Below are 22,414 nucleotides of genomic sequence, written 5' to 3'. Positions count from 1 at the left end.
GGTGGCTAAATAATGTTAGCCACCCACAAAGTAAATATATCAATAACATCAGGCTTACCATAATTGATGGGGGCACCATGGATAACGCTTTAGAATTAGAGACTAAACACTCTTCGGTTTGGGGTGTCATGGTTATAGCAGGTACCGTTATTGGCGGGGGAATGTTTGCTTTACCCGTGGATTTGGCAGGGGCATGGTTTTTTTGGGGTGCCTTTATTTTAATTATTGCCTGGTTTTCAATGCTTCACTCCGGGTTATTATTGCTGGAAGCAAATTTGAACTATCCTGTCGGCTCAAGTTTTAATACGGTCACCAAAGATCTGCTTGGCAATAAATGGAATATCGTAAGTGGTTTCACGGTCGCCTTTGTGCTTTATATCCTGACCTATGCCTATATCTCGGCCAATGGCGCAATCATAAGTGAAACCATCGCCATGAATCAGGGCACGCATGTGAACCCGCGCATTGTGGGTGTCAGTACGGCGCTCTTTGTCGCGGCGGTGTTGTGGTTCAGCTCATTAGCCGCCAGCAGGATTACCTCGCTGTTTTTAGGCATTAAGATCATCGCCTTTATCGTTGTTTTTGGGTCATTTTTCTTTCAGGTTGATTACTCGATATTAAGAGACAGCAACGTTATCTCTGCCAGCAATACCAGCTACTTCCCCTATATCTTTATGGCCCTGCCCGTCTGCCTGGCGTCGTTTGGTTTTCATGGCAATATTCCCAGCCTGATCATCTGCTATGGGAAGCGGAAAGATAAACTGATAAAAAGCCTTGTGTTTGGCTCGCTGCTGGCGCTTTTTATCTATCTGTTCTGGTTGTATTGCACGATGGGGAATATCACCCGCGACAGCTTCAACGAGATCATCTCATCCGGGGGCAACGTCGATTCGCTGGTGAAATCTTTCCTTGGCACCCGCCAGCACGGGGTCATCGAATTTTGCTTACTGGTGTTCTCCAATTTAGCCGTCGCCAGCTCCTTCTTTGGCGTCACGCTAGGCTTGTTCGATTACCTTGCCGACCTCTTTAAACTGGATAATTCCCCCTCCGGTCGTCTGAAGACAATCATGCTGACCTTCCTGCCGCCCACTTTGCTCTACCTTATCTTCCCGAACGGCTTTATCTACGGAATTGGCGGTGCCGGGCTGTGTGCAACCCTATGGGCGGTCATTGTCCCGGCCCTGCTGGCGTTGAAAGCGAGACAGAAATTCCCGGATAAGATCTTCACCGTCTGGGGAGGGATGGCGATCCCTTCTCTGGTGATCCTCTTCGGTATCGTGGTCATTTTTTGCTGGTTCGGTAATACCTTTAATTTCCTGCCGCGCTTCGGTTGATCCTGCCTGCGTTCCTGTAAGCCACCTCACGCTGAGGTGGCTTTCCTGCCAGGAAATCACCTTTGTCCAAATGGCAACTCGCTAAACCTTCCTTCTCCCCCTATGCTTCATGCCTGCATTTATGGGGGATTTATGGCTCGTTTTCTGTTTTGTAGTTTTGCGCTGGTGCTGCTTTATCCATCGGGCATTGATATGTATCTGGTGGGGCTGCCGCACATCGCCCGCGATCTGGGCGCCAGCGAAGCGCAGCTGCATATCGCGTTTTCAGCCTACCTCGCGGGGATGGCGTCATCGATGGTGTTTGCCGGAAAGATTGCCGATAAAGCCGGACGGCAGCCCGTCGCCATTACCGGGGCGGTAATTTTTGCCCTGGCATCGGTGCTCTGCTCTCTGGCGCAGGAGAGTACGCTGTTTCTGGCCGGGCGCTTTATCCAGGGCATCGGCGCGGGCGGCTGCTACGTGGTGGCGTTTGCGATTTTGCGTGACACCTTAAGCACCCAGCGACGCGCCAAGGTGCTCTCCATGATAAACGGTATCACCTGTATTATTCCGGTGCTGGCACCGGTGGTGGGCTACCTGATCATGCTGCAATTCCCGTGGCAGAGCCTCTTCTGGGCCATGGCGGCGATGGGAATGCTGGTTTTTATCCTCTCTATCGCGGTGCTGAAAGAGACCCATCCGGGAGCGCAAAACCCTGGTCACACGGCGTCGGTTCCGCCGAAGGAGACGCTGCTTAACCGCTTCTTCATTAGCCGGCTGCTGATCACCACCCTGAGCGTGGCGGTGATCCTGACCTATGTAAACGCTTCCCCGGTGTTATTAATGGAAATCATGGGTTTCGATCGCGGCGAGTATTCCACAGTGATGGCGTTAACCGCGCTGGTCAGCATGGTCGTCTCCTTTTCGGCGCCGTTTGCGCTGAATATCTTCAGTCAGCGCACGCTGATACTGACCTCGCAGGTACTGTTCCTGGCGGCGGGCGTGGTGCTGGCGACAGCCAGCTCTCCTGCCCTGATGCTGGCCGGTATTACCCTGGTTTGCGCCGGGTTCTCGATGGGGTTTGGCGTGGCGATGAGCCAGGCATTAGGGCCGTTTGCGCTGCGAGCGGGAGTGGCAAGCTCGGTGCTGGGTATTACTCAGGTCTGCGGCTCGTCGCTGTGGATTTGGCTGGCGGCGATAATCGGGCTGAATGCACTGAATATGCTGATCGGGGTTCTGATTGGCTGTAGCATGCTCAGCATCACCCTACTTATGGTCATCCGGCCCGCAGCACATCATGAAGAAGCCCCTCAGCAGTCTCGATCTTAACCTGTTGTTGTGCCTGCAGCTTTTGCTGCAGGAACGCAGCGTCACCAAAGCCGCGAAACGGATGAACGTTACCCCGTCCGCGGTGAGTAAATCACTGGCGAAGCTGCGCGACTGGTTCGACGATCCGCTGTTTGTAAAGACCCCTCTGGGGCTGCTGCCTACTCCGCTGACGATGAGCCTGGAACAGGATCTGGCCGACTGGATGCAGATTGGCAACCAGATCCTCGATAAATTCCACCATGACTCTCCCGGCGGCCTGACCTTTGAGCTGGCGGCGGAAACGCCGCTGATGCTGATCCGCTTTAACGCGCTACTGGAACAGGTGAATCAACGTTACCCACAGGCGACCGTGAAGATGCGCCACTGGGATTACGATTCGCTGGACGCCATTACCCGCGGGGAGGTCGATCTCGGTTTTACCGGACGTGAAACGCACCCGCGCTCACGGGAGTTACTGAAGCTGATGCCGTGGTTTATCGACTACGAAATTCTCTTCAGCGACCGCCCTTGCGTCTATCTGCGCGAGGACCATCCCGCTCTCCAGGAGACGTGGGATCTGGAGACCTTCCTGCGCTATCCGCATATCAGCATCTTCTGGGAGCGGAGCGACACCTGGGCGCTGGATGAGGTGCTGAGAGAGATGGGACGTACGCGTAATATCGCCATGAGCCTGCCTGGATTCGAGCAGTCGATGTTTATGGCGGCGCAGCCGGGCCATAATTATATTGCCACCGCGCCGCACTACTGCCATCACTATAATCAGCTCCACCAGCGGAAGCTGGTTACCCTGCCAATCCCCATCGATGAAGCGCAGGCGCAAAAGCTCACCGTTCCCTTCACCCTGATCTGGCATAAGCGTAACAGCCACAACCCTAAAATCCTCTGGCTGAGAGAAACCATTAAGGCGCTGTATGGTTCTCCATTGCGCTAATGGTCCGGTTTTTGGCTAAGAAAGTGTAAAGTTCCGCTGCAAAACTTCCCTTACCCCCATTTAGCCATTAAAACAGTAGATCAGTTAAGCGATAATGATGTAAACGTTTAACCCGTCTATTGACCATTATCATGGAGCGAAAAATGGCAACGCATTTTGCAAGAGGGACGCTGACCGAGGGGCGGCTGGTTTCGACCAGACTCTCTCCATCCTGTCATATCGAAGCGCGGAAGCTTCCGGAACATCGTCGGGCGCGATTTTTGGCTTCCCGATCGCTGCTTGCTGAACTGATGTTTATGCTTTACGGCACCAGCGAGCTGCCGGACGTAATTACCGAACCTGAGGGTCGCCCGGTTTTTGCCGATCCTGCGCTTCCCCGTTTTTCTATTGCCTACGCCGGCAATATCGTGGGTCTGGCGCTGACCACGGAAGGCGACTGCGGCCTGGATATGGAGCTGCAGCGGACCATTCGCAGCATGGATGGTACCCACGCTCACGACACCTACCCCTTGTCCAGCAACGAGAACTTATGGGTGCGTAATCAGAACGACCCCAACGAAGCCAGAGCACAGCTCATTACCCTGCGCCAGAGCATTCGTAAACTGTCAGGCGACGCCAGCGACTGCGCCAGCCTGCTACAACTGTTACCGGGCTCAGGTCGTCTACGGGCATCCAGAGCCGCGCAGGTGGAAGCCTTAAGCGATGCCGAAGATGTGCTGATCTGGTCTGTTGCCGTCACCCCGGTTATTGAACGGTTAAAAATCTGGGCATTCGATAGCCGCCTTGGATGGAACGGTCTGCCGGATGTTCCTGCCCGCGCCAACGAGCCGGCAGCACGCCTGATGCGACTCACCAGTTTACCGGCGGAGAAAGCGATTACCCTTACCTGACCCTTCAGCAGGGCCATCATGATGAAGAAGGAGTAGTGATGTCTGATACGTTGAATGTTGTTACGTTACTGGGAAGCCTGCGCAAAGGTTCATTTAACGGCATGGTTGCCCGCACTCTGCCGAAGCTGGCGCCTGAGGGGATGGCAATTAGCGCCCTGCCGTCGATCGGCGATATCCCGCTGTACGACGCCGATATACAGCAGGAAGAGGGATTCCCTGCTGCCGTAGAAGCGCTGGCAGAACAGATCCGCCAGGCAGACGGCGTGGTGATCGTGACTCCGGAATATAACTACTCCGTGCCGGGTGGCTTAAAGAACGCTATCGACTGGCTTTCTCGTCTGCCGGAGCAGCCGCTGGCAGGCAAGCCGGTGCTGATCCAGACCAGCTCAATGGGGGCGATTGGCGGTGCGCGCTGCCAGTATCATCTGCGCCAGATCCTGGTCTTCCTCGACGCGATGGTAATGAACAAACCGGAATTTATGGGTGGCGTGATTCAGAACAAGGTCGATCCGCAGACGGGTGAAGTGATTGACCAGAGCACGCTGGATCACCTGAGCGGACAGCTGAGCGCGTTCGGGAAGTATATCCAGCGGGTAAAAGCGTAAAAGAAGGGACAAAAATTAAAGCCCTTTTCTGAGAAAAGGGCTTTTTTTATTACGCGTCGATAAACGCAATCTTCAGAATGAACAGCAGCGCAACAACCATCACGCACGGGCTGATTTCACGCCAGCGCCCGGTTCCCGCCTTCATAACACAGTAAGAGATAAAGCCCAGCGCAATGCCTTCGGTGATGGAGAAACTGAACGGCATCATCACCGCAGTGATAAACGCCGGCACCGCTTCGGTCAGGTCATCCCACTTCACGCGCGCCAGGCTGGAGGTCATCAGCACACCCACGTAAATCAGCGCGCCTGCGGCAGCGTAGGGCGGCACCATACCGGCCAGCGGAGAGAGGAAGATCACCAGCAGGAACAGCAGGCCGACGACGACAGCGGTCAGGCCGGTACGGCCACCCACGGAGACCCCGGAAGAGGATTCGATGTAGGCGGTCACAGAGGAGGTACCGATAAAGGAGCCGGTGACGGAGGAGATGCTGTCCACAAACAGCGCCTGCTTCATGCGCGGGAATTTGCCCTTCTCATCCGCCAGACCGGCCTTGTCGGTCACGCCAATCAGCGTCCCGGAGGAGTCAAACAGGTTCACCAGCATGAAGGAGAAGATCACCCCGGCCAGACCCAGGTTCAGCGAGCCCGCCAGATCGACGTGGCCAATCACCGTGGAGACGCTCGGCGGCGCGGAGACGATACCGTTGTAATGTACGTCGCCCAGCATCCAGCCCAGCAGGGTAGTGACAATAATCGACACCAGCACCGCCGCATGGATATTGCGTGAGGCCAGAATCGCGATGATGAAGAAGCCCAGCACACCCAGCAGCACGCTGTGGGAGGTGAGTTTACCGATACTGACCAGGGTCTCCGGGTTCGCCACGATCACGCCGGCGTTTTTCAGCCCCATCATGCCAATAAACAGGCCGATACCGCTGGTGATACCTACGCGCAGACTGACCGGGATATTAGCAATCATCCAGTAACGCACGCGGAAAATGGTCAGCAGCAGCAGACCGACCGCGCCCCAGAAGATGGCGCCCATGCCCACCTGCCACGGCAGGCCCATCGCCTGAACCACGACGAAGGCGAAGAAAGCGTTGAGGCCCATCGCCGGTGCCAGGGCAACCGGCAGGTTAGCGAACAGCCCCATCAGGATGCTGCCGAAGGCGGCGATAAGACAGGTCGTAACGAAGACGGCGCTGGTGTCCATGCCAGCAACGCCCAGAATTTGTGGGTTCACGAAAACGATATAGACCATCGTCAGGAAGGTGGTGAAACCGGCGATCACTTCGGTGCGTGCCGTCGTGCCGTGCTCGCGCAGTTTAAACACGCGCTCAAGCAAACCCGCGCCAGAAGACTGGGTAGTGTGTTGTTGACTCATTATCTATTTCCGAACAGGGAGGGAAAATCCGTCGCTATCCTATACCAAAATGCGACAATAAGGGCGGTTGTGAGGTACTTTTTTTCATTGCATCTGCTTATACGGCAACGATTGCGTCACACCGTTATGCATTACGTAAACGTTAAACTTGTTAAGAAAGGGAAAGGCATGTCTCAGATTGATGCGGTATTTTTCGACTGCGACGGTACGCTGGTCGACAGTGAGGTCATCTGTTCCCGGGCGTATGTCACCATGTTCCAGGAATTTGGTATCACGCTCGATCTCGAAGAGACCTTCAAACGCTTTAAGGGCGTAAAGCTCTACGAGATCATCGACATCATTAATGCCGAACACGGCGTCAGCCTCGCGAAAGCGGATCTGGAGCCTGTTTACCGCGCCGAGGTCGCACGCCTTTTCGACTCGGAACTGGAAGCGATCGCCGGGGCCAGCGCCCTGCTGGATGCCATGGCGGTGCCGATGTGCGTAGTCTCTAACGGCCCGGTGAGCAAAATGCAGCACTCCCTTGGCAAGTTGCAGATGCTGCACCATTTCCCGGAAAAACTGTTCAGCGGCTACGATATTCAGCGCTGGAAGCCCGATCCGGCCATGATGTTCCATGCGGCGAAAGCGATGAACGTCAACGTGGAGAACTGCATCCTGGTGGATGACTCCAGCGCAGGCGCGCAGGCGGGGATCGCCGCGGGCATGGAGGTGTTCTACTTCTGCGCCGATCCGCATAACCCGCCGCTCGACCATCCGAAAGTCACGACCTTTACCGATCTGGCGCAGCTGCCGGCACTCTGGAAGGCACGCGGCTGGAATATTACCCGCTAAGCAAATGCCCTCCCCGAACGGGGAGGGCTGATATTTTTACTTAAAGAGTTTTTGTACAAATTCCGCATAGGCCGGACGCCAGACGTCCATTTCGTGATTCAGTCCGGGATACAGCTTGTAGTCAAATTTGATGCCCTGCTTTTCCAGCTCCGCTTTCAGCCCGGCGATATCTTTTCCGGTAACCGAATCATGCTCTCCTACCACTACCGTAAAATTATGCAGCTGTCCGTTGATAACATCGGGCTGCTTAAATCTTGCGGCTACGCCCGCGTCAGGTACGGTAGTTGTGGTAACGCCGCTGAAGGTTCCCAGCCAGCCAAAGCTGTCCAGGTGATTCATTCCGGACACCAGCGCCTGATATCCCCCCTGCGACAGACCCGCCAGCGCGCGGCCCTCCGCCTCTTTACGCACGTTGAAGCGGGTATCAATCAGCGGAACTATCTCGCTCATCAGCTCTTGATCTGCCGCTTTAGCGTTGAGGTGATAAAAGGTTTTGCGTCTTTCGGCAGGCGGGAAGTTTTCAGGAATCGCCTCCGGAATGTCGGTCTCCGTGTCGGGCACGACCACCAGCATAGGTTTGATTTTACCCTCGGCCATCAGGTTATCCATGATTTGCGGCAGGCGGCCCTGATCGATGGCTGAAAGGCCGGTATCCCCAAACCCATGATAGAAATAGAGAACCGGTAACGGTTCGCCTTTACCGTTATATCCCGGCGGGGTCCAGACATAGACGCGGCGTTCAGCGTTGAGCGCCCGTGAATGCCAGGTCAGGGTGGTCAGATCGCCATGGGGAACCGGACGATCGTCCAGAATGCTGCCGGGGACCAGAATCAGGCTGGTATTGACCTGGCGCTGGGGTTTTGGATAGCGGCTGCCCGTGTCGCTGGAGCGAAAACCGTCAATATCGTAGAAATATTCATACAGGTTCGGTGCCATAGGCTCGCTTTTCCATGACCAGACGCCATTTTTATCTTTCGTCATATCATGGGAAACCCAGGTTTCCGGCATCGATCCCGTCACCACGGAGACCCGCTTCGCAGCAGGCGCAAACAGGCGAAAGGTAATACTTTTATCCGTATTAACCTGCGTGACATAGTGGCTAACCGGCATCGCCGGATCGGGTGTGGCAGGAAAGGGGGCGGCGTTAACCGGCATTCCAGTACTTATTCCAATACTGATTGCCATAGCCAGGCATGCTAATGATTTTTTCATGTTCCATCCTTTGCTGTTTTTCGTCCCACGTTAGCGCGTTTCGGTCGTCAGGCAACGGATGAAGGCAAATAATGTGATTGCACCAGAAATAATCACGCCAGTAAGTACTGGCGTGATGAAAGGAGGTTATTACTCTTTCGGATCTTTACCCGCCAGCATCTTGTCCAGCTCGTCTCCACCCACATGGCGGAAATCCTGGCCCTTCACGAAGTAGAAGATGTATTCGCAAATGTTCTGGCAACGGTCACCGATACGCTCGATAGAACGGGCGCAGAACAGCGCGGTCAGTACGCTTGGAATGGTTCGCGTATCTTCCATCATGTAGGTCATCAGCTGGCGCACGATGCCTTCGTACTCCTGGTCGACTTTCTTATCTTCCCGATAAATACGTACCGCTTCATCCAGATCCATACGCGCAAAGGCATCCAGCACATCATGCAGCATCTGCACGGTGTGACGCCCCAGCGACTCCAGGCTCACCAGCAGCGGCTGGTGTTGCTGGGAGAATTTCTCCAGCGCGGTGCGGCAGATTTTGTCCGCCACGTCGCCAATACGTTCCAGCTCGGCGATAGTTTTGATGATCGCCATCACCAGACGCAGGTCGCTCGCTGTCGGCTGACGCTTGGCGATAATGCGCACGCAGGCTTCATCGATCGCCACTTCCATCATGTTGACGTGTTTGTCGCCTTCCACCACGCGCTTCGCCAGCTCGCTGTCCTGGTTATGCATTGCGGTGATCGCGTCAGAAAGCTGCTGCTCTACCATACCGCCCATGGTCATCACCTGGGTGCGGATACTCTCCAGCTCTGCGTTAAACTGGCCGGAAATATGTTTATTAAGATTGAGATTATCCATTGCGCACTCCTGAATCAGCCGTAGCGTCCGGTGATGTAGTCTTCTGTTTGTTTCTTCGCAGGCTTGGTGAACAGGTCGTCCGTTTTACTGAACTCAATCAACTCGCCCAGGTACATAAATGCTGTGTGGTCGGAACAACGGGCAGCCTGCTGCATGTTGTGGGTCACGATCACCACGGTGTAATCCGCCTTCAGCTCGGTGATCAGCTCTTCAATACGCCCGGTGGAGATCGGGTCCAGCGCTGAGCACGGCTCATCCAGCAGCAACACTTCCGGGCGAATGGCGATACCGCGCGCAATGCACAGACGCTGCTGCTGACCACCGGAGAGAGAGTACCCGCTCTGGTGAAGTTTATCTTTGGTTTCGTTCCACAATGCGGCCTTGGTCAAAGCCCACTGCACGCGTTCATCCATATCGGCGCGGGAGAGCTTCTCGAACAGGCGCACGCCAAAGGCGATGTTGTCATAAATCGACATCGGGAATGGCGTAGGCTTCTGGAACACCATACCCACTTTCGCGCGCAGCAGAGCGATATCCTGGGTATTGGTCAGAATGTTGTCGCCATCCAGCAGGATCTCGCCTTCGGCGCGCTGCTCCGGATAAAGCGAATACATTTTGTTAAAGGTACGCAGCAGCGTGGACTTACCGCAGCCAGACGGACCGATGAACGCGGTAACCTGGTTTTTAGCAATATCCAGGTTGATGTTCTTCAGGGCATGGAACTTACCGTAGTAGAAGTTCAGGTCACGAACCGAAAGTTTACCCGGAGCAGTATTCACCATACTCATTGACTCATTTCCTCATCCGGCGCCGCAGCGTGCCACGCCGTCAATAATTAACCGTGTTTCTTCTTCGCGAAAATAACGCGCGCCAGAATGTTCAGTAACAGTACGCACAGGGTAATAATCAGTACCCCGGCCCAGGCCAGTGACTGCCATTCGGCAAACGGGCTCATCGCAAATTTAAAGATCGTCACCGGCAGGTTGGCGATCGGCTGCATCATGTCCGTGCTCCAGAACTGGTTTGAGAGCGCGGTAAAGAGCAGCGGTGCCGTTTCACCGGCGATACGGGCAACGGCCAGCAGCACACCTGTCAGGATCCCGGAGATGGAGGCTTTCAGGGTGATGGCAGAAATCATCTTCCACTTTGGCGTACCCAGTGCGTAGGCCGCTTCACGCAGGCTGTCCGGCACCAGTTTCAGCATGTTCTCGGTGGTACGAATAACGATAGGCACCTGCAGCAGCGCCAGCGCAATCACACCCGCCCAGCCGGAGAAGTGTTCCATCTGCGCCACCACGATGGTGTAGACGAACAGGCCGACCACAATCGATGGGGCAGAGAGCAGGATGTCGTTAATGAAGCGAATCACTTCAGCAATCCAGGATTTACGGCCATACTCCGCCAGGTAAATGCCCGCCATGATGCCAAGTGGCGTGCCGAAGACGGTCGCCCAGAGGATCAGCAGGCCGCTGCCCGCCAGGGCGTTCGCCAGACCACCACCTGCCGTATTTGGCGGCGGTGTCATTTCGGTAAACAACGCCCACGACATGCCGTCGATACCACGCGCCACCGTGGAGAACAGGATCCAGATCAGCCAGAACAGACCAAACGCCATGGTCGCCATGGAGAGCGTCAGGGCGAGGCGGTTTTTCATGCGGCGTTTCGCCTGCATTTTGCGGCGGGATTCCGCCAGCTCCGCGGTATTTTGCATTTCGAGCGTAGCCATTAGCGTGCCCCCTCATTTTTCGCCAGGCGCATGATCATCAGTTTGGAGATCGCCAGAACAATGAAGGTGATAACAAACAGAATTAAGCCCAGTTCCATCAGCGCGGCTACGTGCAGGCCCGACTCCGCTTCAGCGAATTCGTTTGCCAGCGCCGAGGTAATGCTGTTACCCGGCATATAGAGCGAGGCGCTGTCGAGCTGGTAGGTGTTACCGATGATAAAGGTCACTGCCATGGTTTCACCCAGCGCACGACCCAGACCCAGCATAATGCCGCCGATTACCCCATTTTTGGTGAACGGCAGGACGATACGCCAGATAACTTCCCAGGTGGTGCAGCCGATACCGTAGGCCGACTCTTTCATCATCACCGGGGTCTGTTCGAAGACATCGCGCATGACCGCCGCAATGTACGGAATAATCATGATGGCGAGGATCACGCCTGCCGCCAGGATGCCGATACCGAAAGCCGGACCGGAGAATAGCGCGCCCACAAACGGGATGGCGGAAAGGACGTTACCTACCGGCTCCTGAAAATAGGTCGCGAACAGCGGAGCGAAGATAAACAGACCCCACATGCCGTAAACGATACTTGGAATGGCCGCCAGTAGTTCAATGGCAATACCCAGCGGGCGTCGCAGCCAGTTTGGCGCCAGTTCGGTCAGGAACAGGGCGATACCGAAGCTCACCGGCACCGCAATCAGCAGCGCGATAAACGAGGTCACCAGCGTGCCGTAGATAGGCACCAGCGCACCGTAGATATCGTTCGGCGCATCCCACTCTTTGGTCCACAGGAAGGAGAAACCAAATTTCTGGATGCTCGGCCAGGAGGAGAAAATCAGGGACACGATAATGCCGCCCAGCAGCAATAGCACAATCAGCGCAGCCAGTTTTACCAGCGCGCTGAAAATCATGTCACCTTTTTTACCCGGAGGGTTAAATGCAGGCTTGGTTGCAGCCATAAATTACTCTTCTGTTTGAGACGTCTTACGAATATGCCCGGTGACGCTTACGCTTGCCGGGCCTACAGTCGGAACCGTAGAGCGGGTTAGCGCTAGCGCCACCCGCCATCTTCGTCAAAAATATCCTGTTAGTACAGCGCTTTACCGCTGCTGTCTTTCACGTTGGTTTTCCATGCAGCACGAATCTGCTCAACCACGCTGTCCGGCAGGCTGGCGTAATCCAGGTCGTTAGCCTGTTTGCCGCCATTTTTGTATGCCCAGTCGAAGAACTTCAGCACTTCAGCACCCTGCTCTGGCTTCTTCTGATCCTTGTGGACCAGGATGAAGGTGGTAGAGGTGATTGGCCATGCATTGTCGCCTTTCTGGTTGGTCAGATCCTGAGCGAAGGATTTGCTCCAGTCAGCGCCTTTAGCCGCGTTAGCAAAGTTCTCTTCAGTTGGGCTGACCGGTTTGCCGTCGGCAGAAACCAGTTTGGTGTACGCCAGGTTGTTCTGCTTGGCGTAAGCGTATTCTACGTAGCCGATTGAGCCTGGCAGACGCTGTACGAACGCGGCGATACCGTCGTTACCTTTACCGCCCAGGCCGGTAGGCCAGTTAACGGTAGAGCCGGAACCGACTTTGGATTTCCACTCTTCGTTCACTTTCGCCAGGTAGCTGGTGAAGACGAAGGAGGTACCGGAGCCGTCAGCACGACGAACCACAGCGATGTTCTGCGAAGGCAGTTTCACGCCCGGGTTCAGTTTAGTGATGGCTTCGTCATCCCATTTTTTGATTTTGCCGAGGTAGATATCACCCAGGGTTTTACCATCCAGCACCAGCTCGCCGGACTTCAGGCCAGGGATATTTACCGCCAGCACAACACCACCGATAACGGTCGGGAACTGGAACAGGCCTTCCTGCGTCAGTTTTTCATCAGACAGCGGAGCGTCGGATGCGCCGAAATCAACGGTATTTGCGGTAATTTGTTTAACGCCACCGGAGGAGCCGATACCCTGGTAGTTCACCTTGTTACCAGTCTCTTTCTGGTAAGTATCAGCCCATTTGGCATACACCGGCGCAGGGAAGGTTGCACCAGCGCCAGTCAGGCTTGCCTCTGCAAATACAGAGAACGCGCTCATCGATAAGGTCGCGGCGACAACAGTTGCGACAGTGGTACGCATAACTTTCATAATGTCTCCTGCAAGATTTTCGTAAATCGTTGTTTAGTGGCTACGATGAGCAAAATAGGACAAAGAGGTGACAGATAAATGTACGAATTATGACAGTTTTATGACAACGAAAATTGCGCAGAAAATTAAGCAAATTAAAGCATCTTTATCAATAAGTTAAAGTGAAATATGACGCATTGATTTCAGAAAAATTTTCTTTCTGTGACACTAAAAAAAATAGCCGAAGATGACAGATTGTCATAGAACGCAGGGCAAAAAAGCAGGCGAAAAAACGGGCAGGAAGGATAAAAAAAGCTCCACCCGAAGGTGGAGCCTGAGAGGATTACTCTACGGTAACGGACTTCGCCAGGTTACGCGGCTGGTCGACGTCGGTGCCTTTGATCAGGGCGACGTGGTAAGCCAGCAGCTGCAGCGGAACGGTATAGAAGATAGGAGCAATGACCTCTTCCACATGCGGCATCTCGATGATGTGCATGTTGTCGCTGCTGGTAAAGCCGGCATCCTGATCCGCGAAGACATAGAGCACGCCGCCACGGGCGCGGACTTCTTCGATGTTGGACTTCAGTTTTTCCAGCAGTTCGTTGTTCGGTGCCACCACGATAACCGGCATATCCGCATCGATCAGCGCCAGTGGGCCGTGTTTCAGCTCACCTGCCGCGTAGGCTTCAGCGTGGATATAGGAGATCTCTTTGAGCTTCAGGGCGCCTTCCAGAGCAATCGGATACTGATCGCCACGACCCAGGAACAGGGCGTGATGCTTGTCGGAGAAATCTTCCGCCAGCGCTTCAATGCGCTTGTCCTGGGAGAGCATCTGCTCAATACGGCTCGGCAGCGCCTGCAGACCGTGCACAATATCGTGCTCAATCGCCGCATCCTGACCTTTCAGACGGGCCAGTTTCGCCACCAGCATCAGCAGGACCGTCAGCTGAGTGGTGAACGCTTTGGTGGAGGCCACGCCGATTTCGGTACCGGCTTTGGTCATCAGCGCCAGGTCAGACTCACGCACCAGCGAGGAGCCCGGTACGTTGCAGATGGCCAGCGAGCCCAGATAGCCCAGCTCTTTGGAGAGACGCAGCGCCGCCAGGGTATCAGCGGTTTCGCCGGACTGAGACAGGGTGATCATCAGGCTGTTACGACGCACGGCTGATTTGCGATAGCGGAACTCGGAGGCGATCTCCACGTCGCACGGCACGCCTGCCAGCGCTTCAAACCAGTAGCGGGAAACCATACCGGAGTTGTAAGAGGTGCCGCAGGCCACGATCTGAATGTGCTCAACTTTTGCCAGCATTTCGTTGGCGTTAGCCCCCAGTTCGCTCAAATCCACTTCGCCGTGGCTGATACGCCCGGTCAGGGTGTTTTTGATGGCATTCGGCTGCTCGTAGATCTCTTTCTGCATGTAGTGACGGTAAGCGCCTTTATCACCCGCGTCGTACTGCAGGTTGGATTCGATATCCTGACGTTTTACCGGCTCGCCAGATTTATCAAAGATTTTGACGTCACGGCGGGTCACTTCTGCAATATCGCCCTCTTCCATGAAGATAAAGCGACGGGTCACCGGCAGCAGCGCCAGCTGATCGGAGGCGATAAAGTTCTCCCCCATCCCCAGGCCAATCACCATCGGGCTGCCAGAGCGGGCTGCCAGCAGGGTAGACGGGTCGCGGCTGTCCATGATCACGGTGCCGTAGGCGCCGCGCAGCTGTGGGATCGCACGCAGTACGGCCTCACGCAGCGTACCGCCCTGCTCCAGCTCCCAGTGAACCAGGTGGGCAATCACTTCGGTGTCGGTTTCAGAGACGAAGGTGTAACCACGCGCGATAAGCTCTTCACGCAGCGGTTCATGGTTTTCGATGATGCCGTTATGCACCACCACAATGTGTTCAGAGACGTGCGGGTGCGCGTTGCCTTCCGAAGGTTCACCGTGGGTCGCCCAGCGGGTATGGGCAATACCTGTGCCACCGTGCAGCGGGTTCTCTTCCGCGGCCTGTGCCAGCATGTTTACTTTACCGAGGCGACGCAGACGGGTCATATTCCCTTCTGCATCCACCACTGCCAGACCGGCAGAGTCATAACCACGGTATTCCAGACGACGTAAACCTTCGAGAAGGATTTCAGCAATATCACGCTGCGCGACTGCGCCAACAATTCCACACATAGTTTTAGATTCCGAATAGAGGCTTTCGCCTGCGTTGTCGCTGACCTGTTTTGCCCTTTCCGGGCGCCCCGAGCCTTGTAGAGAGTGGGGTTATATTTATGGGTACTGCTGATGGGCGGGGGATTATGTTATCCCCTCATCCCGAACCCTCTCCCGGAGGGGGAGAGGAAATAATCCACTTACTTTTTCTTCACCGGGCGTTTCCAGCCCTGCTTATGCACCTGCGGCACACGGCTTAACACCAGCTCGTTCTCCGCCACATTGCGGGTAACGGTCGTGCCCGCCGCAATGGTTACGCCTTTACCAATCGTCACTGGCGCCACCAGCTGTGAATCCGATCCCACAAACACGTCGTCACCAATAATGGTTTTAAACTTGTTCGCACCGTCATAGTTACAGGTGATAGTCCCGGCGCCGATATTCACGTTATCGCCAATCTCCGCATCGCCCAGATAGGTCAGATGGCCAGCTTTCGAGCCTTTGCCCAGACGCGCCTTTTTCATTTCGACGAAGTTGCCGACATGTGCGCCTTCCAGCAGCTCAGCGCCCGGACGCAGACGGGCGAACGGCCCGATAGTGCAGGCGGCGGAGAGATGAGCATCTTCAACCACGCTATAAGGGCTGATTTCGCAGTCGTCGCCAATGACGCTGTTTTTAATCACACAACCGGCGCCAATTTTGACGCGGTTACCCAGCGTTACGTTGCCTTCCAGAATAACGTTAGTATCGATTTCGACGTCGCGCCCGTGGCTCAGCACCCCACGCAGATCGAAACGCGCTGGATCGCGCAGCATCACGCCCGCCAGCAGCAGCTTTTCAGCCTGCTCGGACTGATATACGCGCTCCAGACGGGACAGCTGAAGACGGTTGTTCACCCCTTCCACTTCGCTTAAGCGATCCGGATGAACGGCAGCGATCTCGCGGCCTTCCTGATACGCCATCGCGATGATATCCGTAATGTAGAATTCGCCCTGGGCGTTATTGTTGTTCAGCTGTGACAGCCAGCGCTTCATGTCCGCGCCGTTGGCGATCAGAATGCCGGTGTTAATTTCCTGAATTTCACGCTGTGCCTCGGTGGCATCTTTGTGCTCAACGATGCCCGTCACCTTGCCGTTATCACGGGTGATACGGCCATAACCGGTTGGATCGTCCAGCTTAACGGTCAGCAGACCGATCCCGCCCTGCGGTTTTGCAGCACGCAGGCGGGTCAGCGTCTCAACGGAGATCAACGGCACGTCGCCGTAGAGCATCAGGATGTCTTCGTCGTCAGAGAAGAACGGGGAGGCCTGCTGCATGGCGTGGCCGGTGCCCAGCTGTTCTGCCTGCAGAACCCAGTTGAGTTTGTCATCGCGTAGCGTCTGCTTCAGCAGATCGCCGCCGTGACCGTAGACCAGATGCACCTGGCTGGCGCCAAGATCGTTAGCGGCGTCAATGACATGCTGCACCATCGCTTTCCCTGCAAGGGTGTGCAGCACTTTAGGAAGATCGGAATACATGCGGGTGCCTTTGCCTGCGGCAAGGATGACCACGCTCATTGCTGTGTTCAACATACACGTCCTGACTGTAATTTGAGTGAAAAGTAAAACCCTTTGGCGTTGAAAATTCTACATATTTTGCGCCAAAAAATGGAGTGGCGGTAAAACGCACAACGTTGCCTGTTTCGGGCAAATTAAAGGTCCTTTTTACCGCAGATTAAAGGGCTTTGCCTGTGAAATATAGCGCCCTTTAGCGAACTCTCCAGCCCTCCCAACATGTTAGCTATTTTTTCGCTCTATTAATAAAGCCTGTTATAAGCAAAACACTGTTTTAATTATCTGAATGTGTGACACACAAAAAAGAAACACTGTTTTATTCTGATGATAATAGCGCTCAATTATTACTCAGGAGAATAAGATGAAGTCTAAAATACCTCTGGCCCTGATGATGTTTAGCGCCTTTTCCGCTATGGCAACAGAACAACCTCATGTCTGGAAAGCCATTGCCTTTGGGCAATCAACGGATCTGAATTTTTCCTCCAACGTGCTGCCCGAGAAAATCGGCGTCAATGATGTGACCATCGACGGGAAAAAGCTCTCGCCCCAGGAGAGCGCTGACCTGGCAAAAGCCATCACCCTGGAAAGCCGGGGCGGCAAAATCGCCAACTCTCACGACGGCTTAACGTTTTTCTATACCGAGCTGCCAACGGGAGAAAATTTCGTTTTGCAGGCCACTGTCCGGGTCGATCAGTTTGGGCCGGAGAATGGCGCGAAACCTGCCGCGCAGGAGGGCGCCGGACTGCTGGTGCGTGATGTCCTCGGCAACCCGCGCCAGCAACCGCTAAAAATGGGTTATGAAGAGTTTCCGGCGGCATCGAATCAGGTGATGAACGCCATCATGACCCAGGATAAAAAAGACCATCAGCGGGTAAAAATGCAGGCTATCACCCGGGAGGGGATCAGCCATCCGTGGGGTGATGCCGGAGCCGCCATTAAAAAACAGAGTTACAAGGAAGAGGTGGATCTGAGCCAGACGCCGGAATTTCGCCTGAAACTCCAGCGCACCGACGACGGCTTTATTACCGCCTGGGCCCCGCTGGACAGCGACACCTGGGTGAGCAAGCGCGTGCCGCGCGCTGACCTGATTTCGGTACAGAACAAGGACCACTATTACGTCGGCTTTTTTGCCTCCCGCAATGCCAAAATTACGGTCACTAACGCCTCGCTCATCACCACCAGCGCCCATACCGTGCCTTCGGAGCCCTGGCAGGCAGAGCCACTGCCGGTCGTGGTGCAGCTGGCGTCCGGTACGGTCAGCGCTTCGCCAGATTACCTGCTGCAGGCGCGCGCTAATGAGGACGGGGTATTTAGCGTAAGACAAAACGAAGTGGTGATCGGTAATGAGAAAGCGGTGAAAGCAGGCGAGATGTACACCCTGCCAGCCCGCCTGGAGCAGACCAGCACCTTCACGGTGACCTTTACGCCTGCTCATGGCACGCCAGTGAACCAGCAGCTCACCGTCGAACGCATTGCAGACAGAGATACGACGCACCTGTATGCCGCTCCGGACGGAAAAGCGGATGCACAAGGCACTGCCGATGCGCCACTGGATCTCGCCACCGCCATCGCCCTGCTGGCGCCCGGCGGCAAGCTGGTGCTGAAAAGCGGCGATTACCCGCAGAGTGAGATCCCCGTCGCTGCCAGCGGCAGCAGCGATAAACTCAAAACCCTGCAGGCAGACGGGAAAGTGGTGATCCACGGCCTGTTGCTTGATGCCAGCTACTGGCATATCAACGGTATCGACGTGACCGGCAAAAGTCTGCGCGTTCAGGGTAGCCATAACCTGATCGAGCGCGTCACGGCCTACCGCAATGACGATACCGGGATCCAGATCTCCTCCCCGGATAAGATTGGCCGGCCATTATGGGCAAGCTATAACCGGGTTGTGGATTCTGAATCTTACGCCAATGAAGATCCCGGCAAGATTAACGCCGATGGCTTCGCGGTGAAAATGCGGGTAGGGGAAGGTAACCGGCTGGAGCGTTGCTATTCCCACGACAATATCGACGACGGTTTTGACCTGTTCAACAAGATTGAAGATGGCGCAAACGGCGTGGTCGTGATCGAGAACTCGGTTGCCAGCAACAATACCAGTAACGGCTTTAAGCTCGGCGGAGAAGGGCAGCCTGTGGCGCATCAGATCCGCAACAGCAAAGCCACGGGCAATCACCTGGACGGCTTCACCGATAACTTTAACCCCGGCAGGCTGGTGGTGGAGAACAATATCGCGGTGGATAACCAGCGCTTTAACTACATCTTCCGTCCAAGCCCATACGGCGATGTGACAACCCAGGGAACCTTTACCGGCAACGTATCGATCCGTAATCAGCCAGGCGAGTACGACGATGCGGTGACAGGAAACGTTGATAACACGAACTACTTTATCGCGAAGGGTAAAAGCGTGAACAGTGAAGGGAAGGAACTGGATAAAACGCAGGTAAAAATGTAGGTACCAGAGAGGCGCTTCGCTTATCACACTACGGTAAGCGTGGCGCCACCCGGCATATCAGCACTTAGTGGTTGAACGTACCGAAAGAGACGTTCATGTTGCTGAAAAGGGCGATGATTTTGTTGATCGTTTTCATGATGGCATCCTGATATTTTTGGAGTTCAGTTATGTGACATTCATCACAAAACGAAGTCTACTCCTGACAATTCTGCCGATCAATCTTTTTGTGAGCTAAATCACAAAATAATAAAACATCGTTTTAGTTTCAGATTTAATGAAACAGATCCATAAAAAAAGCCAGTCTGGAGACCAGACTGGCTTTCGTGCTTTCAAGCCGGTGTTACATCGCTTTTTTGGTCAACTCGATAACGCGCAGTTTCGCGATCGCTTTGGCCAGCTCTGCAGACGCCTGAGCGTAATCCACGTCGCCATGAGAGCTCTTAATGTGCTCTTCTGCTTTACGCTTCGATTCCAGAGCTCGCGCTTCGTCGAGATCCTGGCCACGAATTGCGGTATCAGCCAGTACGGTCACGCTACCAGGCTGCACTTCAATAATGCCGCCAGACAGATAGATAAACTCTTCATGACCGAACTGTTTAACGATGCGGATCATACCAGGCTTAATGGCGGTGAGCAGCGGGGCGTGACCCGGGAAAATACCCAGTTCACCTTCGCTACCCGTTACCTGGATTTTCTCGACCAGACCAGAGAACATTTGTTGCTCTGCGCTGACGACGTCCAGGTGGTAAGTCATTGCCATATCACCCTCCGATTAAGGCGTTAAAGTTTTTTGGCTTTTTCTACGGCTTCGTCGATGGAACCCACCATATAGAACGCCTGCTCCGGCAGGTGATCGTATTCGCCTTCCATGATGCCTTTAAAGCCACGGATGGTGTCTTTCAGCGCAACGTATTTGCCCGGAGAACCGGTAAATACTTCTGCTACGAAGAACGGCTGGGACAGGAAGCGCTGGATCTTACGCGCACGTGCTACCACCAGTTTGTCTTCTTCAGACAGTTCATCCATACCCAGGATGGCGATGATGTCTTTCAGTTCCTGATAACGCTGCAGCAGGGACTGTACGCCACGCGCGGTGTCGTAGTGTTCCTGACCTACTACCAGTGGATCCAGCTGACGGCTGGTGGAGTCCAGCGGGTCAACGGCCGGGTAGATACCCAGAGACGCGATCTGACGGCTCAGTACCACGGTTGCGTCTAAGTGCGCAAAGGTGGTTGCTGGGGATGGGTCAGTCAAGTCATCCGCAGGTACGTATACCGCCTGAACGGAGGTAATAGAACCGGTTTTGGTTGAGGTGATACGTTCCTGCAGAACACCCATCTCTTCCGCCAGGGTCGGCTGGTAGCCTACCGCTGATGGCATACGACCCAGCAGTGCGGATACTTCCGTACCGGCCAGGGTGTAACGGTAGATGTTGTCGACGAACAGCAGTACGTCACGACCTTCGTCACGGAATTTCTCAGCCATGGTCAGACCGGTCAGCGCAACGCGCAGACGGTTTCCAGGTGGCTCGTTCATCTGACCGTAAACCAGGGATACTTTATCCAGAACGTTAGAGTCGGTCATTTCGTGGTAGAAGTCGTTACCCTCACGAGTACGCTCACCTACGCCCGCAAACACGGAGTAACCGGAGTGCTCGATCGCGATGTTACGGATCAGCTCCATCATGTTTACGGTTTTACCTACACCCGCACCACCGAACAGACCAACTTTACCGCCCTTCGCAAACGGACACATCAGGTCGATAACTTTGATGCCGGTTTCCAGCAGTTCCTGAGAGCTGGACAGCTCTTCATAGGAAGGTGCTGAACGGTGGATAGCCCAACGCTCTTCTTCGCCGATATCGCCTTTCATGTCGATCGGCTGACCCAGGACGTTCATGATACGACCCAGGGTTGCTTTACCTACTGGTACTTCAATTGGGTGCTCAAGGTCTTTTACTTCCAGACCACGACGCAGACCGTCGGAAGAACCCATGGCGATGGTACGCACGATACCGCCACCGAGCTGCTGCTGAACTTCCAGCACCAGATTTTCGTTACCATTCTGAACCTCAAGAGCATCGTACACGCGCGGTACGGCATCCTGAGGGAATTCGACGTCAACTACGGCGCCGATTACCTGGACAATCTTTCCAGTAGCCATCTTGAATCCTCTACGTAATTCGTAAACCTGGTTAAACCGCGGCGGCCCCCGAGACGATCTCGGTGAGTTCCTGAGTAATGCTGGCCTGACGAGCTTTGTTGTATACCAACTGCAGCTCTTTGATCAGGCTGCCACCATTATCGGTAGCGGCTTTCATCGCCACCATACGTGCGGCCTGCTCGCTAGCCAGGTTTTCTACCACGCCCTGATAAACCTGAGATTCAACATAACGACGCAGCAAGGTATCCAGCAGCGGTTTTGGATCCGGTTCATACAGGTAATCCCAGGCTTTATGCTGTAACTCTTCATCTTCTGATGCCGGTAACGGCAGCAGCTGAGTGAGGGTCGGAACCTGTGACATGGTGTTAATAAATTTGTTGTTTACAACGTACAGCCTGTCCAGACGGCCTTCATCATAGGCCTGCAACATCACTTTAACCGGACCGATCAGTTCGGACAGGGACGGGTTATCACCCATACCGGTCACCTGGGCGACGATATTGCCGCCTACGGAATTAAAGAAAGAGACGCCCTTAGAGCCGATCATCGCGATATCGCTTTGAACGCCTTTATCGGACCATGCTTTCATATCCGCCAGCAGTTTTTTGAACAGGTTAATGTTCAAGCCGCCGCACAAACCACGGTCGGTAGACACCACCAGGTAGCCCACGCGCTTAACGTCGCGTTCTTCCAGGTAAGGGTGCTTATATTCCAGATTACCGCTCGCAAGGTGACCAATCACTTTGCGCATGGTATCTGCATAAGGACGGCTGGCCGCCATACGTTCCTGCGATTTACGCATTTTGGAAGCGGCGACCATCTCCATCGCTTTAGTGATCTTTTGCGTGTTCTGGACGCTTGCGATCTTACTACGTATCTCTTTTGCGCCGGCCATGAGCTTCTCCTCA

At 54.7% G+C, this 22,414-nt stretch carries 19 protein-coding genes; 7 read left to right on the top strand and 12 right to left on the bottom strand.

What is annotated here, in order from left to right; genetic code table 11:
- The first annotated feature begins 77 nt into the window (after positions 1-77).
- The 5 genes from tnaB to GNG29_RS23070 all read left to right on the top strand — a co-directional run bounded on the left by tnaB (position 78) and on the right by GNG29_RS23070 (position 5,068).
- Positions 78-1,334: a low affinity tryptophan permease TnaB gene (gene tnaB, locus GNG29_RS23090; protein ID WP_156655423.1), complete on the top strand. Its 1,257-nt coding sequence runs from the start codon at positions 78-80 to the stop codon at positions 1,332-1,334.
- Positions 1,335-1,466: 132 nt separating this feature from the next.
- Entirely contained in the window at positions 1,467-2,642 is a 1,176-nt protein-coding gene (locus tag GNG29_RS23085; protein ID WP_156655422.1) for an MFS transporter, read from the top strand.
- A complete protein-coding gene (gene yidZ, locus GNG29_RS23080) occupies positions 2,611-3,573 on the top strand; it encodes an HTH-type transcriptional regulator YidZ (protein WP_156655421.1) in 963 nt (320 codons plus the stop codon). The genes GNG29_RS23085 and yidZ overlap by 32 nt, the downstream gene beginning before the upstream one ends.
- A 143-nt stretch (positions 3,574-3,716) precedes the next feature.
- Positions 3,717-4,463, top strand: coding sequence for a 4'-phosphopantetheinyl transferase superfamily protein (locus tag GNG29_RS23075; RefSeq protein ID WP_103177622.1), 747 nt, complete (start codon positions 3,717-3,719; stop codon positions 4,461-4,463).
- Positions 4,464-4,501: 38 nt separating this feature from the next.
- Positions 4,502-5,068, top strand: a complete 567-nt coding sequence (locus GNG29_RS23070) for an NADPH-dependent FMN reductase (protein ID WP_103177621.1) — start codon at positions 4,502-4,504, stop codon at positions 5,066-5,068.
- A 49-nt stretch (positions 5,069-5,117) separates the two neighbouring features.
- On the opposite strand, the gene adeP is transcribed toward GNG29_RS23070, so the two are convergent.
- Positions 5,118-6,452 (bottom strand): adenine permease AdeP, encoded by a 1,335-nt coding sequence (gene adeP / locus GNG29_RS23065; RefSeq protein WP_139156311.1) that lies wholly within the window; start codon positions 6,450-6,452, stop codon positions 5,118-5,120.
- A gap of 168 nt (positions 6,453-6,620) precedes the next feature.
- On the opposite strand from adeP, the gene yieH reads away from it, so the two are divergent.
- A complete protein-coding gene (gene yieH / locus GNG29_RS23060; protein ID WP_103177619.1) occupies positions 6,621-7,286 on the top strand; it encodes a 6-phosphogluconate phosphatase in 666 nt (221 codons plus the stop codon).
- A 36-nt stretch (positions 7,287-7,322) separates the two neighbouring features.
- Here yieH and GNG29_RS23055 read toward each other — a convergent pair whose 3' ends face one another.
- The 8 genes from GNG29_RS23055 to glmU form a co-directional block, all read right to left on the bottom strand.
- Entirely contained in the window at positions 7,323-8,471 is a 1,149-nt protein-coding gene (locus GNG29_RS23055; protein WP_409201142.1) for an esterase, read from the bottom strand.
- A 156-nt stretch (positions 8,472-8,627) separates the two neighbouring features.
- Complete coding sequence (gene phoU, locus GNG29_RS23050) at positions 8,628-9,353, bottom strand: phosphate signaling complex protein PhoU (RefSeq protein WP_103177617.1); 726 nt, start codon at positions 9,351-9,353, stop codon at positions 8,628-8,630.
- Positions 9,354-9,367: 14 nt separating this feature from the next.
- The gene (gene pstB, locus GNG29_RS23045) at positions 9,368-10,141 is read right to left on the bottom strand and encodes a phosphate ABC transporter ATP-binding protein PstB (protein ID WP_103177616.1); all 774 of its coding nucleotides are present in this window, start codon (positions 10,139-10,141) and stop codon (positions 9,368-9,370) included.
- A 47-nt stretch (positions 10,142-10,188) separates the two neighbouring features.
- Positions 10,189-11,079 (bottom strand): phosphate ABC transporter permease PstA, encoded by an 891-nt coding sequence (pstA, locus tag GNG29_RS23040; protein ID WP_103177615.1) that lies wholly within the window; start codon positions 11,077-11,079, stop codon positions 10,189-10,191.
- Complete coding sequence (gene pstC / locus GNG29_RS23035) at positions 11,079-12,038, bottom strand: phosphate ABC transporter permease PstC (RefSeq protein ID WP_103177614.1); 960 nt, start codon at positions 12,036-12,038, stop codon at positions 11,079-11,081. Before pstC ends, pstA begins: the two co-directional genes overlap by 1 nt.
- 128 nt (positions 12,039-12,166) lie before the next feature.
- Positions 12,167-13,207: a phosphate ABC transporter substrate-binding protein PstS gene (gene pstS / locus GNG29_RS23030; RefSeq protein WP_103177613.1), complete on the bottom strand. Its 1,041-nt coding sequence runs from the start codon at positions 13,205-13,207 to the stop codon at positions 12,167-12,169.
- A gap of 322 nt (positions 13,208-13,529) precedes the next feature.
- Positions 13,530-15,359: a glutamine--fructose-6-phosphate transaminase (isomerizing) gene (gene glmS / locus GNG29_RS23025; protein WP_103177612.1), complete on the bottom strand. Its 1,830-nt coding sequence runs from the start codon at positions 15,357-15,359 to the stop codon at positions 13,530-13,532.
- Positions 15,360-15,538: 179 nt separating this feature from the next.
- Positions 15,539-16,909, bottom strand: a complete 1,371-nt coding sequence (gene glmU, locus GNG29_RS23020) for a bifunctional UDP-N-acetylglucosamine diphosphorylase/glucosamine-1-phosphate N-acetyltransferase GlmU (protein ID WP_103177611.1) — start codon at positions 16,907-16,909, stop codon at positions 15,539-15,541.
- A 343-nt stretch (positions 16,910-17,252) separates the two neighbouring features.
- Between glmU and GNG29_RS23015 the strand changes: the two genes are divergently transcribed.
- Positions 17,253-19,343, top strand: a complete 2,091-nt coding sequence (locus GNG29_RS23015) for a right-handed parallel beta-helix repeat-containing protein (protein ID WP_156655419.1) — start codon at positions 17,253-17,255, stop codon at positions 19,341-19,343.
- A gap of 340 nt (positions 19,344-19,683) precedes the next feature.
- On the opposite strand, the gene GNG29_RS23010 is transcribed toward GNG29_RS23015, so the two are convergent.
- The 3 genes from GNG29_RS23010 to atpG are packed head-to-tail and all read right to left on the bottom strand — an operon-like array spanning position 19,684 to position 22,401.
- Positions 19,684-20,103, bottom strand: a complete 420-nt coding sequence (locus tag GNG29_RS23010; protein ID WP_039032217.1) for a F0F1 ATP synthase subunit epsilon — start codon at positions 20,101-20,103, stop codon at positions 19,684-19,686.
- 20 nt (positions 20,104-20,123) lie between these two features.
- Positions 20,124-21,506, bottom strand: a complete 1,383-nt coding sequence (gene atpD / locus GNG29_RS23005; RefSeq protein ID WP_103177609.1) for a F0F1 ATP synthase subunit beta — start codon at positions 21,504-21,506, stop codon at positions 20,124-20,126.
- Positions 21,507-21,537: 31 nt separating this feature from the next.
- Positions 21,538-22,401, bottom strand: a complete 864-nt coding sequence (gene atpG, locus GNG29_RS23000) for a F0F1 ATP synthase subunit gamma (RefSeq protein ID WP_103177608.1) — start codon at positions 22,399-22,401, stop codon at positions 21,538-21,540.
- Between the last annotated feature and the right edge of the window lie 13 nt (positions 22,402-22,414).

This window comes from Leclercia sp. Colony189 (assembly GCF_009740165.1).
GTDB lineage: Bacteria > Pseudomonadota > Gammaproteobacteria > Enterobacterales > Enterobacteriaceae > Enterobacter.
Note: the sequence above shows the minus strand (reverse complement) of the source record. Positions and strands in the feature narration are given on the sequence as shown.

Coding starts and splice junctions, on each gene's coding strand:
- tnaB (WP_156655423.1), top strand. CDS start 78: ATGGATAACGCTTTAGAATTAGAGACTAAACACTCTTCGGTTTGGGGT.
- GNG29_RS23085 (WP_156655422.1), top strand. CDS start 1,467: ATGGCTCGTTTTCTGTTTTGTAGTTTTGCGCTGGTGCTGCTTTATCCA.
- yidZ (WP_156655421.1), top strand. CDS start 2,611: ATGAAGAAGCCCCTCAGCAGTCTCGATCTTAACCTGTTGTTGTGCCTG.
- GNG29_RS23075 (WP_103177622.1), top strand. CDS start 3,717: ATGGCAACGCATTTTGCAAGAGGGACGCTGACCGAGGGGCGGCTGGTT.
- GNG29_RS23070 (WP_103177621.1), top strand. CDS start 4,502: ATGTCTGATACGTTGAATGTTGTTACGTTACTGGGAAGCCTGCGCAAA.
- adeP (WP_139156311.1), bottom strand. CDS start 6,452: ATGAGTCAACAACACACTACCCAGTCTTCTGGCGCGGGTTTGCTTGAG.
- yieH (WP_103177619.1), top strand. CDS start 6,621: ATGTCTCAGATTGATGCGGTATTTTTCGACTGCGACGGTACGCTGGTC.
- GNG29_RS23055 (WP_409201142.1), bottom strand. CDS start 8,471: ATGGCAATCAGTATTGGAATAAGTACTGGAATGCCGGTTAACGCCGCC.
- phoU (WP_103177617.1), bottom strand. CDS start 9,353: ATGGATAATCTCAATCTTAATAAACATATTTCCGGCCAGTTTAACGCA.
- pstB (WP_103177616.1), bottom strand. CDS start 10,141: ATGAGTATGGTGAATACTGCTCCGGGTAAACTTTCGGTTCGTGACCTG.
- pstA (WP_103177615.1), bottom strand. CDS start 11,079: ATGGCTACGCTCGAAATGCAAAATACCGCGGAGCTGGCGGAATCCCGC.
- pstC (WP_103177614.1), bottom strand. CDS start 12,038: ATGGCTGCAACCAAGCCTGCATTTAACCCTCCGGGTAAAAAAGGTGAC.
- pstS (WP_103177613.1), bottom strand. CDS start 13,207: ATGAAAGTTATGCGTACCACTGTCGCAACTGTTGTCGCCGCGACCTTA.
- glmS (WP_103177612.1), bottom strand. CDS start 15,359: ATGTGTGGAATTGTTGGCGCAGTCGCGCAGCGTGATATTGCTGAAATC.
- glmU (WP_103177611.1), bottom strand. CDS start 16,909: ATGTTGAACACAGCAATGAGCGTGGTCATCCTTGCCGCAGGCAAAGGC.
- GNG29_RS23015 (WP_156655419.1), top strand. CDS start 17,253: ATGAAGTCTAAAATACCTCTGGCCCTGATGATGTTTAGCGCCTTTTCC.
- GNG29_RS23010 (WP_039032217.1), bottom strand. CDS start 20,103: ATGGCAATGACTTACCACCTGGACGTCGTCAGCGCAGAGCAACAAATG.
- atpD (WP_103177609.1), bottom strand. CDS start 21,506: ATGGCTACTGGAAAGATTGTCCAGGTAATCGGCGCCGTAGTTGACGTC.
- atpG (WP_103177608.1), bottom strand. CDS start 22,401: ATGGCCGGCGCAAAAGAGATACGTAGTAAGATCGCAAGCGTCCAGAAC.